The organism is Flavobacterium sp. UMI-01, from assembly GCF_019656315.1.
Taxonomy (GTDB): Bacteria; Bacteroidota; Bacteroidia; order Flavobacteriales; family Flavobacteriaceae; genus Flavobacterium.
Window position 1 is genome coordinate 395,959 of sequence record NZ_BPLU01000067.1, and the last position, 13,931, is coordinate 409,889.

12 protein-coding genes are annotated in these 13,931 nt (G+C 35.4%); 10 read left to right on the top strand and 2 right to left on the bottom strand.

The window, feature by feature from the left end; genetic code table 11:
* Positions 1 to 57 precede the first annotated feature (57 nt).
* The 3 genes from K5R64_RS15705 to gap all read left to right on the top strand — a co-directional run bounded on the left by K5R64_RS15705 (position 58) and on the right by gap (position 3,005).
* Positions 58 to 900: an energy transducer TonB gene (locus K5R64_RS15705; protein ID WP_220764777.1), complete on the top strand. Its 843-nt coding sequence runs from the start codon at positions 58 to 60 to the stop codon at positions 898 to 900.
* A gap of 136 nt (positions 901 to 1,036) precedes the next feature.
* Positions 1,037 to 1,936 carry a lipoyl synthase gene (gene lipA, locus K5R64_RS15710; RefSeq protein WP_374758138.1) on the top strand — a complete coding sequence of 300 codons (900 nt, stop codon included), beginning with the start codon at positions 1,037 to 1,039 and terminating at the stop codon, positions 1,934 to 1,936.
* Between the two features lie 70 nt (positions 1,937 to 2,006).
* Positions 2,007 to 3,005, top strand: a complete 999-nt coding sequence (gene gap, locus K5R64_RS15715) for a type I glyceraldehyde-3-phosphate dehydrogenase (protein WP_220764778.1) — start codon at positions 2,007 to 2,009, stop codon at positions 3,003 to 3,005.
* A gap of 75 nt (positions 3,006 to 3,080) precedes the next feature.
* On the opposite strand, the gene K5R64_RS15720 is transcribed toward gap, so the two are convergent.
* Positions 3,081 to 5,108, bottom strand: coding sequence for a dipeptidyl peptidase 3 (locus K5R64_RS15720; RefSeq protein ID WP_220764785.1), 2,028 nt, complete (start codon positions 5,106 to 5,108; stop codon positions 3,081 to 3,083).
* A 236-nt stretch (positions 5,109 to 5,344) separates the two neighbouring features.
* Here K5R64_RS15720 and K5R64_RS15725 point away from each other — a divergent pair, with 236 nt between their 5' ends.
* The 7 genes from K5R64_RS15725 (at position 5,345) to K5R64_RS15755 (ending at position 12,982) form a co-directional block, all read left to right on the top strand.
* On the top strand, positions 5,345 to 6,553 hold the full coding sequence (locus tag K5R64_RS15725) for a transcriptional regulator (RefSeq protein ID WP_220764787.1): 1,209 nt from the start codon (positions 5,345 to 5,347) through the stop codon (positions 6,551 to 6,553).
* 60 nt (positions 6,554 to 6,613) lie between these two features.
* Entirely contained in the window at positions 6,614 to 7,156 is a 543-nt protein-coding gene (locus K5R64_RS15730; RefSeq protein WP_220764789.1) for an RNA polymerase sigma factor, read from the top strand.
* A gap of 33 nt (positions 7,157 to 7,189) precedes the next feature.
* A complete protein-coding gene (locus K5R64_RS15735; protein ID WP_220764792.1) occupies positions 7,190 to 7,546 on the top strand; it encodes a hypothetical protein in 357 nt (118 codons plus the stop codon).
* Between the two features lie 43 nt (positions 7,547 to 7,589).
* Complete coding sequence (locus K5R64_RS15740; RefSeq protein ID WP_220764794.1) at positions 7,590 to 8,042, top strand: sensor of ECF-type sigma factor; 453 nt, start codon at positions 7,590 to 7,592, stop codon at positions 8,040 to 8,042.
* Between the two features lie 253 nt (positions 8,043 to 8,295).
* A complete protein-coding gene (locus K5R64_RS15745; RefSeq protein ID WP_220764796.1) occupies positions 8,296 to 9,543 on the top strand; it encodes a hypothetical protein in 1,248 nt (415 codons plus the stop codon).
* Positions 9,544 to 9,665: 122 nt separating this feature from the next.
* On the top strand, positions 9,666 to 11,627 hold the full coding sequence (locus K5R64_RS15750) for a KUP/HAK/KT family potassium transporter (protein ID WP_220764798.1): 1,962 nt from the start codon (positions 9,666 to 9,668) through the stop codon (positions 11,625 to 11,627).
* A 140-nt stretch (positions 11,628 to 11,767) separates the two neighbouring features.
* Positions 11,768 to 12,982, top strand: coding sequence for an RsmB/NOP family class I SAM-dependent RNA methyltransferase (locus tag K5R64_RS15755; protein WP_220764800.1), 1,215 nt, complete (start codon positions 11,768 to 11,770; stop codon positions 12,980 to 12,982).
* 234 nt (positions 12,983 to 13,216) lie between these two features.
* Here the strand turns inward: K5R64_RS15755 and K5R64_RS15760 are convergent.
* Positions 13,217 to 13,931, bottom strand: a 715-nt coding sequence (locus tag K5R64_RS15760; RefSeq protein ID WP_220764802.1) for an IS3 family transposase, incomplete at its 5' end; no start/stop codon positions are given.

A 13,931-nucleotide genomic window follows, 5' to 3' on the forward strand; every position in this document is an offset into this window, starting at 1 on the left:
TAAAGACCGTTATGCCTATGGATTGATTTTTACTTAACCATTAAACTCAAATGAATTATGTCAAAATCAAGTATTTACGAAAGCCATTGGACCAATCTAGTTTTCGAAAACAGAAACAAGGAATACGGCGCCTATCAATTACGCCAAGAAACTACTAAAACTTCCCTTCTTGCGCTAGCAGTTAGCCTTTCTTTATGTGCTATCCTGATTCTTGTTCCTAAAGTGGTACATCAATTTTACGGGAACACACTTACGGCGACTGAGAGTACTCCTCCACTAGTGACTGAAATTACTCCTGTGAATTTAGCCCCAAAAATGGAAGAAAAAAAACCAGAACCGTTACAGACTACTACGGAGACTAAGCCACAAATCATCTCCAAAAAGGAGACATCACAAACTTTGAAAAATCCTATAGTTGTTCCCACAGCTCTCGCAACACAGGACATTCCAACTAATGAAATCCTTACCCCAACCATTGATCCAAACGCAATTATAGGAAACACCGCATCAGTTGGTACTGGAAATGGAAGTGACTCAACAGGCAACACAACAGGAACAGGCAACGGAATTGATAGCGGAAATACGATTGTAAACACTACAGCTCTAGACAAACAACCTGCTTTTCCGGGCGGAATTGAAAAATTCTATATGTATGTAGGCCGTCATTTTGAAACTCCAGAAATTAACGACGACAAAAACCTTCGCATTTTAGTCTATTTTGTAGTCGAGAAAGATGGCAGTATGACTGATATTCAAGTTAAAAATACCCCAGGACATGATTTAGCTGAAGAAGCCATCAGAGTATTGAAATCGATAAAAACAAAATGGTCTCCTGGCATTATTGATGCTAAACCCGTACGCACCGCCTATACTTTACCGATTACCATTCAGGTAAATTAAACCTCATCTTTTTAAAAATCAAACAGCAACACAAACCGGTTGCTGTTTTTTTTAACATTTATTCAAGAAACCCACAAAAAGTTAAACACCCATTTTAAATCCAGTTTCCTTATCTTTGTAGCCTGAAAATTGATATATGGAACCTGTTTTAGATACTACTGCACCTATTGCAACCCGAGATACAGCCGAAATGAGCACTGCTAAACCAAAATGGCTAAAAGTAAAACTTCCCATTGGGAAAAAATATACGGAACTCCGAGGTTTAGTTGACAAATATAGCCTAAACACGATTTGCACCTCCGGAAGTTGTCCTAACATGGGAGAATGTTGGGGAGAAGGAACTGCTACCTTTATGATTTTGGGTAATACTTGTACCCGTTCTTGTGGTTTTTGTGGGGTAAAAACAGGACGCCCTGAAACGGTAGATTGGGACGAACCTGAAAAAGTAGCCCGTTCTATCAAAATCATGAATATCAAACACGCTGTAATTACAAGCGTGGACAGAGATGATTTGAAAGATGGAGGTTCTATCATTTGGATAGAAACAGTAAAAGCCATCCGAAGAATGAATCCCAACACCACATTAGAAACTTTAATCCCAGATTTTCAAGGAATAGAACGCAACCTTGACCGTATTGTAGAAGCTAATCCTGAAGTTGTCTCCCATAATATGGAAACGGTTCGCCGTTTGACACGAGAAGTACGTATCCAAGCTAAATACGACCGTAGCCTAGAAGTATTGCGTTATTTAAAAGAAAAAGGAATCAACCGCACCAAATCTGGAATCATGTTGGGTCTTGGCGAACAAGAGGAAGAAGTATTTCAAACCTTGAGAGACCTGCGTGATGCAAATGTAGATGTTGTTACCTTGGGACAATATTTACAACCTAGTAAAAAGCACCTCCCTGTTAAAGAGTTTATAACTCCTGAACAGTTTGCTAAATACGAGCAATTTGGTCTTGAATTAGGCTTCCGTCATGTTGAAAGTGGCCCCCTAGTTCGTTCCTCTTACAAAGCCCAAAAACACATTTTATAATACTATTTTTTTCGGTTAATCGGTTAATCGATTAATCGGTTAAACAATTAACTGCTTAAACCTAGTACAATTGAAAATTCGCATAGCCATAAATGGATTTGGACGCATTGGTCGAAATCTTTTCAGACTATTGTTAAATCATCCTACCATTGAAGTTGTCGCTATCAATGACATTGCGGACAAAAAAACAATGGCACATCTATTAAAATATGACAGCATCCATGGCGTTCTTCCTTCCCAAGTAAGTGCAGACCAGACCGGAATCCTCGTTGACGGCCATCATTTTCTGTTTTTTCATGAAAAATCAATTGCTAATCTTGACTGGAAAAGTTTGCAACTGGATTACGTTATTGAATCAACTGGGAAGTATAAAAAATTTGAAGAAATACAGGCGCATATTTTAGCTGGAGCCAAAAAAGTAATTCTCTCCGCTCCTGCCGAAGTGGATCATATAAAAACGGTAGTATTGGGTGTAAACGAACACATTCTTGATGGTACCGAAACTATCATTTCGAATGCTAGTTGCACCACAAATAACGCAGCACCTATGATTAAGGTCATTAATGAGTTGTGTGGAATTGAACAAGCTTACATCACGACGATTCATTCCTACACAACTGATCAAAGCTTACATGACCAACCTCATAGGGATTTACGAAGAGCTAGAGGAGCTAGTCAGTCTATTGTTCCTACCACAACTGGAGCAGCCAAGGCTTTAACTAAAATTTTTCCCGACCTAGACCATAAATTAGGGGGATGTGGTATTCGTGTCCCAGTACCTGATGGTTCTTTGACTGATATAACATTCAATGTAAAAGAGCGTGTTAGTATCGACCAAATTAATCAAGCTTTTCAAAAAGCAGCTCAAACAAACTTAAAAGGTATTTTAGATTATACCGAAGATCCTATTGTCTCAGTTGATATTTTAGGAAATCCTCATTCGTGTCTCTTTGATGCCCAACTCACCTCAGTCATTGATAAAATGGTAAAAGTTGTGGGATGGTATGACAATGAAATTGGATATTCCTCTCGCATTATTGACTTGATTCTATTTACCTCAAAAAAATAATTTGTACAAAAAAACCCGATTATCCAGTGAAAAACACGGTAGCCAGGTAAATATTTTTGACCATTAAACCTTAGTTTAATTTTCTAAAGGCAAAAAACTATAATTTTTAGAATAAAATAGCATTTGTTCTGCAAATGTTTTGGGCTGTAGTACTTCAATTGCAATAATTTCTCCTTTTGCATTTGTTTTGGGTTCTAAAACAGGATTAACAAAACCGCTATAAGGTGCTGAAAGGAATTGTTTGTTTCTTTCCAATACTTCAGCATGCAATTCCTTATCTACCTTTACACCATAATTTTCAACCAAGGACTTCGCTGACTCATAATCTCCTTCAGACTTGATGCGTTGTACCTCACGCAACAATTGTCCAAACAAAGTATGTAATTTTTCGTAATCCGTAATATTAAAATAGGTTTTACCTTCTCTTACAATTTTTTCAATAACCTTGTCTTTTAACCCTTTTTCATACACCCATTGGCTCACCCATTGGCGGTTTCTCATGTGTGCTTCTTCAATTGACTCCCCTAATTTGATACGAATAAGCTGTGTCATCAATCCGTTTCGAATATAGGAATCATAGGTTTCCATACCTACTTTTTTCCAGTCATCCACCAACGCTAATTCTTGCAATTTAGGATGGTATAAATAATAAAGCGCTACTAAATCAGCTCTTCCCTCTTCGAGAGTTGAGGCATAGCTTTTCAAAGTTTCTTTTGGTGTTCCCACACCATCATTAATTTGACCAGAAGCATGACCTATCACTTCATGCAAAGCTGTATGCAATTTATCCCCTAAAACACCGTAGGTATTTGCCAATTCCAACTCTTGTGCATCATGGACAAATGCCTCCAATCTTCCTTTCGCAGCCGATTTTGTATAAGCATCCACAATATTTCCTAATGAAACCGATTTAGAACCATACTTGGCCCGAATCCAATCGGCATTGGGTAAATTCACTCCAATTGGAGTACTTGGGGAGGCATCACCCGCTTCACCCGCCACAATCACCGTCTTATAGGAAACACCTACTACATTTTTTTTCTTATGTTCCGTCATTAAAGGTGAATGGTCTTCAAACCACTGTGCGTTTTGAGATAAAACTTCCATTTTTTTAGACATATCGAAGTCTTTTATTTGCACTATATTTTCATACGAACCTCGATAACCTAATGGGTCATTATATACTTCAACAAATCCGTTGATATAGTCAATATTTCCTTCGGTAGCTTGTAACCAAGCTATATTATAATCGTCCCAAATCTTTAAATCTCCAGTCTTGTAATACGCAATCAACAACCCTAGGGCTTCGGCTTGTTTTTGATTTTCGGCTACTGACTTGGCTTTATCTAACCAATAAATAATCTTATCAATCGCAGGGCCGTACATTCCGCCACTTTTCCATACCTTTTCTTCTAATTGTCCTTGTTTGTTGCGAATCAATTTAGAATTTAAACCAAAAGAATAAGGTTCTGAAGGATTTGGACTCTTTTTTTGTGCATAAAATGCCTCCACTTCCTTCTGCGAAATTCCTTTACCATAAAAATTCACCGCTGAACCTTCGACCAATCCTTTGGCTTCATCTAGGTTAACTTTTTTTGCATCCTTATCGTTAAACAATTTTGCCACCACTGTAGGCTCTAGGAAAGTTTTGGTTTCTTTTAATAGATTCAAAAGATATTCTTGGGAAAATTCAGGCTTGATTTTATCATTGGAATAATGGTGATGAATACCGTTTGAGAACCAAACTCGTTTCAAATAGATTTCGAAGTGTTGCCAATCGGCAGTGGTTTTGTTTCCTTTGTATTTTAAATACACTTGTTCTAAAGCTTCTCTTATTTTTAAATTGTGTTTATAATTTTGATCCCACATAATATCTCTTCCTGATATTCCTGCCTGAGTCAAATAATAGACCAATTGTTTCTCTTTCAATGTCAAATTATCCCAACCCAGAATTTGGTAGCGTAAAACTTTAATATCTGCAAATTGTTCCACTACATAATCAAAATGCTCAGCAACGTTAGCTTCCTTATGCTTTTTTTGAGCTTGAATAGCAATAGACAGTAAAAGAAAAACTCCTAATTTTAAATAATGTCGAAACTTCATTATTATTTGTTTTAAAAATCCTTAACAAATATAAGGATTCTTTATAGACTCTCTTTCGTTAACACAAGATTCGAAACTTCCTTTTTTTTAATTTTCGATACCAGATAAAAAAACTGCTTGGCTACTTCTTGGAAGGTATTAAACTAAACTAACTGCTGGGATTACATTTTTTATCGCAGATTCCTTTGTATATTAATAAAATATATAACTTTACATCAGAAAACAATCCTACTATTATGCGAATTCTAAAATATTTAATCCTTTTAGTACTACTAAGTTTGGTCGCCTTATCCATTTTTATCGCTACTCAAAAAGGTGAATTCAACATTGAACGAAGCAAAGTGATTAATAGCTCAAAATCATCTGTTTACAATTACGTTAACGATCTTAAAAACTGGGAAGATTTTGGCTCTTGGATGGAAGAAGATCCACAAATGAGAATTGTCTATGCACCAACAACAATAGGCCCTGGAGCTTCATATACTTGGGAAGGAAAAGACGGTCATGGGGAAATGAAAACCCTTTTTGTGAAAGAAAACGACAGTATCGCTCAAAAAATGACTTTCAACGATAGTCCCTCATCAGTTTCTTGGCACTTTAAAGATACTGTTGGCGGTACAAAAGTGACTTGGAAAACATCTGGAAAAATGAACTTCTTTTTCAAAATTTATGCTGCTTTGAACGGTGGTCCCGATCATATTATTGGAGAAATGTATGAAAAAAGCTTAAACAATTTAGATAAAGCACTTGATTATGAAATCAACACCTACTCTATTAAAGAAAGTGCATTGGTCAAAAGACCTAACATCAATTATATTGGGCAATCGTTTACCTGCGAAATAGCAAAAGTGTATAAAAATGCTAAAATTGTAATCCCTAAAGTGGTTACTTTTTGCCAAGAAAACAACCTTACAATTAACGGAAAACCCTTTATCATATATCACAACTATGATCTCATCAAAAAGATAACTAAAGTATCTATTTGCCTTCCTATCAAAACTGAAATATTCATCAGTCCTGGTAGTGATTTGAGTTCAGGGAGACTTGAAGCTACGGAAGCTGTAAAAACAGTACTAACTGGAGATTATTCGCACATGCCAAAAGCCATCAACAAAGGGATTACTTTTTTAAATAAAAACCAAATAAAAGCAGACCCTTCAATTTCGCATATCGAATGGTTTGTTTTGGGCAGAAATGAAATAAAAAATCCATCCAAATGGGTTACCGAAGTGTACCTCCCACTAGTTCCTAAAGCAGTAGCCCCAAAAGCCTCTCTTCCTGTAACCACTAACACTGAGACCGCAGGAGGCACAGAGGAGGAAAGTGCGAACACCCCCTCTAAACCGACAAAAGTGCAATCGTTGCAAAGTATAAAGCCTGCTTTCAACAAAATTGAACCTAAAAAAAATGTGATTGAGAAAAAAGAAGAACCTTCTGAATTTTAAAACAAACCCAAACTATTATTTTAACCGAATTACCAACCATTATTAGAATTACGTATCGTTTTGCTCGAAGAAAAAGAATTTATTGAACGATTATTAAATCCAAAAACGCAGAATGAATCGTTTCAAAAACTCTTGTTGGATTATCAAAAACCACTTTACAATCACATTCGAAATATTGTATTGAACCATGATGATGCCGACGATGTGTTACAAAATACATTTATTAAAGTTTTTCAACATCTAAAAAACTTTAAAGGTGAAAGCAAATTGTTCTCGTGGATGTACCGCATAGCAACAAATGAAGCACTAACTTTTTTAAACCAAAAGGCAAAAAAAAATGGTCTCACCTCAGAAACATTACAAAATAAAACTATTGACAATTTAAAATCAGATAATTATTTTAATGGAGATGAAATCCAAATCAAATTACACAAAGCCATAGCTACATTGCCAGAGAAACAACAATTGGTTTTTAAAATGAAATATTTTGAAGAATTAAAATACGAAGAAATATCAGAAATATTAGGAACCTCAGTAGGTGCTTTAAAAGCATCCTACCATCATGCCGTCAAAAAAATAGAAGCTTTTGTTACCAACAATTAAACCTTTGGCTATTGAATTAGTCTAAGATATATCATGAAAGAATTTAAATTAGATACTACCCCAAAAATACCTACTGGTTTCCAAACACCTGAAGGTTATTTTGATACTTTATCAGAAAGGGTTTTACAACAACTCCCAGAAAAAGAATCGAAAGTAATTTCTATTTTCAAAAACAACAAAAAAGCATTCCTTATGGTTGCTGCTGTTTTTGTCATTGCTTTATTAATCCCTTCACTGTACCAAACCAAAACTACTGAACTCGACGACAGCGCTATCGAAAATTATTTGACTTATCAGTCAAATGTAACGCAATACGAAATTATTAATTTACTAGACGACGAGGATATTGACGAATTGAAAGCTACTGTAGCTGTTGAGATTAACGAATAATGCCCAAGCTACACTATTGCTTTTCCTTAAAAAAAAGAATAAGATGAAAATCAAAACAATACTTTTTCTATTTTTTGCACTTACCTTTTATGCTTATTCACAAGAGGATATAAAAGAAAAAAAAGAGCAAATCAGAGCTTTGAAAGTTACTTTTTTCAATGCTGAATTAGACCTAACTTCGGCCGAGGCTGAAAAATTTTGGCCCCTATACAATGCTTTTGATGACAAACAATTTGAAATTAGACATCAAAAAATAAAAACGTATCGCAATTTAATGAAAGATCACATCTTAAATAAGATGAGCGAAAAAGAAGCTAGTGATTTGCTTTATCAAATTGAAAGTACCGATTATGAATTGTACCAACTCCGAAAAAATTTCAATGCTAATCTAAAAAAGTTTTTACCAAAAGTAAAAATCATCAAACTGAAAAAAGCTGAAGAAGACTTCAACCGAAAGTTACTTCAACAATACAAAGACAAAAAAAATAAAAATTAAATTTTATACCACTCCCATAGAATTCCCAATCCAGATCAAAAAGAATGGATTGGGATTTTTTTTTTGCAATAAAATTATTTATTCAAAACCACCTCAAAAAGAGAACTTTACAGGTGTTTAGCAAAATTTATGATACAAAAAAGGGCTTTACATATCACTACAACACCATTTGACCAAATACTATAAAGGCTTCATTTATTTATTGGCACAGTAATTGGATAGTTAGTAACACACAATAAAAAAACTGTTCGTCATGAAAACTAAAACACTAATAACAAGCTTACTAACCTTCCTATTTGCATTACAAATGCAAGCACAATACGGAAGCGTAAACGCCATGAATGATGAAATTAGCGATAACTTAGACCTTAGAGCTGTAGCTTCACTTTTTGGTGATTCTAGAAACCTTCAAGATTTTGAAAGAAGACTAAACGACCCTAAAATTCAAATTTCCAATTTGGATTTAAACTACGACAATCAAGTCGATTACCTACGTGTGATTGAAACCGTAGATCGCAACACACACCTCGTGATAATACAATCAGTACTAGACCGAGATGTTTATCAAGATGTAGCCACTATTGATATTGAGACGGACAGATACAACAGAGTGCAAGTACAGTTTGTAGGAAACGAATACATCTATGGCCCTAATTACATTTACGAACCAGTATATTACAGTCAGCCATTGATTTATGCTTCATTTTTTGTTAGCAATTACCGCCCTTATGTATCAACTTGGTATTGGAACTATTATCCTTCATATTATTACGCTTGGCGTCCTTACCCGTTATACAGATACCGTTCTAATGTTCACGTGTCTATTAATTTTCACAACACCTATAATTATGTAACTTACAGACGAAGCAATTATGCCGCAACTTTATACAGCACAAGACGCGCTAACGGTTACGAACGCATGTACCCTCATCGTAATTTTACTAGTCGAAATGCGTATGCTACTAATCGTTACGAATTAGAAAAACGAAACAGTAGTCGAAGCGCCACAGCAAGAATTGAAAGTGATCGTTACAGAAATGGAACACCACGTTCTAATAGCACCGACAGAAACGCTCCGCAACGAAACTATTCACCGAACAATTCTAATACTTCGAGAGACCGAAATTACACACCAAACAACCCTAACAACTCAAGAGAAGCAACCCCTCAAAAGAGAACTTACTCTAGAGACTATTCACAAAATCAAAACAACGCGAATCGAACAGTAACACCTCAAAAAAATGATAATCCGAGAACGTACTCTCAAAATAACAACAGTACTCCTAGAACACCCCAACCATCAAGAAGTGAAAGTTCAAGTGCCAATTCATCTAGTCGATATGCAACTCCTAGAGAAACTGTCCCACAACCCTCACGTGCCAGAACGGAAAGCCGCTCTAATGAAAACAAATCCAATTCGGTAAGAGAAAATCGCTCACAAAGTCCTGGAAATAGCGGTAGAGGCTCTTCTAACGACAACGGAGGCAATCGTAGAACTTAATAGGATATGTTAATCCCAAAAAACACAGTTTAACAGGCTGTGTTTTTTTTGTTCTTTTTACAAATAATTAAAGCTAGTATAGCTAAAAAGAGTAAATTTGAAGCGTCTATTTAAAATACAACATGAGTTTGTCGCATAGAGATTTACACAGTAAACTAACATTAGGAGGATTATTAGTAACATTAGGCATTATTTATGGCGATATAGGTACATCACCGCTGTATGTAATGAAAGCCATCCTAGGAAGTCACACCATTAATAGCGATATCGTTCTAGGAGGAATATCGTGCGTCTTTTGGACCTTAACCCTGCAAACGACTATAAAATACGTACTGATTACATTAAGTGCTGACAATCATGGCGAAGGTGGTATATTTGCACTTTATGCCTTAGTCAAAAAGACCAAAATTCAATGGCTGATAGTCCCCGCCATCATTGGTGGAAGTGCTTTACTAGCTGACGGAATTATCACCCCACCCATATCGGTATCATCTGCTGTAGAAGGGATCCGAACCTTTTATCCTGAAATCAATACGGTTCCCATCGTGATTGGTATTTTATTCATTCTGTTTACAATTCAACAATTTGGAACCAAACTCGTAGGTCGCTTTTTTGCCCCTATGATGCTGTTATGGTTCAGCATGTTAGGCATTCTTGGTTTGATACAAATTGCCAAGCATCCCGAGGTAGTCAAAGCTTTTAACCCCTACTATGCATACCATTTATTAACCATTCATCCCGAAGGCTTTTTTGTGTTAGGATTGGTATTTCTATGTACAACAGGAGCCGAAGCGCTATATTCCGACATGGGGCATTGTGGTCGAAAAAACATTAGAATCAGTTGGATTTTTGTAAAATCAACTTTGTTATTAAATTATTTTGGACAAGCTGCCTATTTAATACATCATGAAGGCGAGACCTTACAATCATTAGGAGGCAAAAATGGAAATCCCTTTTACCTTATTATGGCCGATTGGTTCCAACCCTTTGGAATCGTGATTGCTACCTTAGCTGCCGTGATTGCTTCACAGGCTTTGATTAGCGGTTCGTTTACCTTGATAAACGAGGCGATGCGATTAAACTTTTGGCCTAAGGTAAAAATCAAGTACCCAACCGAATTGAAAGGACAATTATACATCCCTTCTATTAACTGGCTCTTATTTTTTGGATGTGTGGGTATTGTCATTCACTTTGAAGAGTCCAGCAATATGGAACACGCCTACGGATTGGCCATAATTTTATGCATGATTATGACCACCATCTTACTCAACTTTTATTTGATTATGAAGCGCGTAAAGTTGTACTTCATGGTTCCTTTAATAACAATTTATTTACTAATCGAATTTAGTTTTCTTGCCGCAAACGTCACTAAATTTACCGAAGGTGGTTACGTTACACTTATCATTGCAATGGTACTTATCTCCATTATGACCACGTGGTTTTTAGCCAAGAAAATTAACAAAAGCTACACTAAGATTGTCAAAATTGAAGATTATAAAAAAGTACTTAGCGAATTAAGCAAAGACTTTACCATTCCTAAATATGCTACACATTTAGTCTATATGACTAACGCGAATAGGTCTGACGAAATTGAAGAAAAAGTAATGTATTCTATTTTACAAAAAAGACCCAAAAGAGCTGACATCTATTGGTTCGTTCATGTTAATATTTTAACAGAGCCTTACAAAACAGAATACCGTGTAACTGAAATTTTGAAAGACGATTTGTATCGAATTGATTTTAATTTAGGCTTTAGAGAACCTACCAAAATCAATTTAATGTTCAAAGAAGTGATTAAAGATATGGTACAAAATGGCGAGGTGGACATTACCAGTCGTTACGAATCTTTAAATAAAAACAACATTCTTGGAGACTTTAAATTTGTACTATCCGAAAAATTCTTGTCCAATGATAGCGATTTAAGATGGTATGAAAAATTAGTGATGAACTCCTATTTCTTAATCAAAAAACTGAGTTTATCTGAAGAAAGAGCTTTTGGACTAGACAGTAGTTCTGTTAAAATTGAAAAATTCCCAATGGTATTACATGCCCCAGAAATAGTAGGGTTAACGCGTGTTCAATAAGTTTAAAAAACAAAAAACACCTAAAGCACTGTTCTCACCACAGTGCTTTTTTTTTGCTAATTAGAGAAAAATAAATTTTCCTGAATTTAAAATTAAACTATCAAACCAATAATAGTACCTTTGCATCTCAATTATTTAAAATGAGATTACACAGAAATTTAGTTTACACCACAATTGATTCCTTAAATGCTATTTTCAACGAAGGAGAATATGCAGACAAAGTGGTTGCCAGAGCTTTAAAAAAAGACAAACGTTGGGGAAGTTCCGATAGAAAATTTGTCGCAGAAACTATATACGAAATTGTACGTTGGAAGAGATTGTATGCTGAAATCGCCGAAGTAAGAGAACCCTTCGACCGTGACAATTTATGGAGAATGTTTGCCGTTTGGGCCGTTTTAAGAGGCTACCCCATCCCTGATTGGCGTCAACTAGAAGGAACACCAGAACGAAAAATAAAAGGGAGATTTGACGAATTATCCAAAACTAGAGCCATCAAAGAATCGATACCTGACTGGATGGATGAATTGTGTGCTAAAGAATTAGGCGAAAAAGTTTGGGCAAAAGAAATTACAGCACAAAATCAACCTGCTAAAGTAATCCTAAGAACCAACACTTTGAAGACTACTAAGGAAAATCTACGAGCTATTTTGATGGATTTAGATATCGAAACAGAATACCTAGAAAATCAACCTGAAGCTTTGGTTTTAAAAGAAAGAGCTAACGTCTTTATGACCGATGCTTTCAAACAAGGTTTGTTTGAGGTGCAAGATGCTAACTCACAACTCGTAGCTGCTTTCCTTGATGTTAAACCAGGAATGAGAGTAGTGGACACTTGCGCTGGTGCGGGAGGAAAAACACTACATATTGCCTCATTGATGCAAAACAAAGGGCAACTTATCGCCATGGATTTGTATGAAAGCAAATTAAAACAACTCAAGTTACGCGCCAAGAGAAACAGTGCGTTCAACATTGAATACCGCATTATCGATAGCACTAAAGTTATTAAAAGATTACACGAAAAAGCAGATCGCGTATTGATTGATGCGCCTTGTAGCGGTCTTGGTGTCTTGAAAAGAAATCCTGATGCTAAATGGAAATTAAAACCCGAATTCATTGACAATATTCGACAAGTGCAATCGGAAGTGTTAGAGAACTATTCAAAAATTGTAAAACCTGGTGGAAAACTAGTCTATGCCACCTGCTCTATATTACCATCCGAAAACCAAGAACAGGTAGAACGCTTTCTAACAACGGATATAGGCAAACAATTTACCTTTATCAAAGACCATAAAATTCTGGCATCTGAATCAGGTTTTGACGGATTCTACATGGCTTTATTAGAAAGAAAAGCATAGACAAAAATTCAAAAGTCAATTAATTTGTCTAGTCCTGAAAAAGTGATACAGGATTAATAATAAATAAAAGTACAATTTTTAGACAGTAGTAAGCATAGGTTTACTACTGTTTTTTGTTTTATAAGTTCTCATTTTGATTTTGTTTTGTTTATGCATCTGATTGGGTGTAAGCATGTAATTAGAATAATGAGGTCTGATTTCATTATAGATATTAATAGCTTCCTTTACAACTTTTTACATGATTTCTGTTTTTTGATTGTATTTATCAATCTTAAATTCCTGTTTTAAAATACCATTAACCCTTTCTGCTACTGCATTTTCATAAGGGTCCGAATTTTGCGTCATGCTACATACAACTTTATTTTTATCAAGCTGTTTTTGGTATTCATGGGCACAATATTGAATACCTCTGTCAGAATGATGTATCAACGGTAAGTTTTTGTTATTTCTGTGTTTAAGAGCCATTTTTAAAGCTTTCAAACTGCTTTCTGTATTCATATTGTCAGCAACATAATACCCCATAATCTTTTTAGAATAAGCATCTGTTACCAAACTTAAATAACATGGATTATCTCTTTTTCCGATATAGGTTATATCAGATACCCAAACCTGTTCAGGCCTGTTAATTTGTAAATCTAAAATCTGATTTTGATGTTTTCTAAATCGATGATGTGAATTAGTTGTTACATGATAACTTCGTTTAGGCTGTATTAATAAATGATTAGCTCTGAGTATATCAAAGAATTTATCTCTTCCTATTTTCATTAGTTGAAGTTTATCCAGCAGAAGATAATATAGTTTTCTTGTGCCTACTCTAGGCATTATCTCTCTGATATCATTTACCATTGAAATTACTTCTTTGGCTTTGCTTTGTTTGGATGCTCTTCTTCTAATTTTTCGATAATAAACCTGTCTGTCTATCCCGAACAAATAACAGGTAAACGCTACT

Excerpts from the sequence above, each read along its gene's own strand:
- K5R64_RS15735 (WP_220764792.1), top strand. The coding sequence starts at position 7,190 with ATGAAAGAATTTAAATTAGATACTACCCCAAAAATACCTACTGGTTTC.
- K5R64_RS15750 (WP_220764798.1), top strand. The coding sequence starts at position 9,666 with ATGAGTTTGTCGCATAGAGATTTACACAGTAAACTAACATTAGGAGGA.
- K5R64_RS15720 (WP_220764785.1), bottom strand. The coding sequence starts at position 5,108 with ATGAAGTTTCGACATTATTTAAAATTAGGAGTTTTTCTTTTACTGTCT.
- K5R64_RS15745 (WP_220764796.1), top strand. The coding sequence starts at position 8,296 with ATGAAAACTAAAACACTAATAACAAGCTTACTAACCTTCCTATTTGCA.
- K5R64_RS15740 (WP_220764794.1), top strand. The coding sequence starts at position 7,590 with ATGAAAATCAAAACAATACTTTTTCTATTTTTTGCACTTACCTTTTAT.
- K5R64_RS15705 (WP_220764777.1), top strand. The coding sequence starts at position 58 with ATGTCAAAATCAAGTATTTACGAAAGCCATTGGACCAATCTAGTTTTC.
- lipA (WP_374758138.1), top strand. The coding sequence starts at position 1,037 with ATGGAACCTGTTTTAGATACTACTGCACCTATTGCAACCCGAGATACA.
- K5R64_RS15725 (WP_220764787.1), top strand. The coding sequence starts at position 5,345 with ATGCGAATTCTAAAATATTTAATCCTTTTAGTACTACTAAGTTTGGTC.
- K5R64_RS15755 (WP_220764800.1), top strand. The coding sequence starts at position 11,768 with ATGAGATTACACAGAAATTTAGTTTACACCACAATTGATTCCTTAAAT.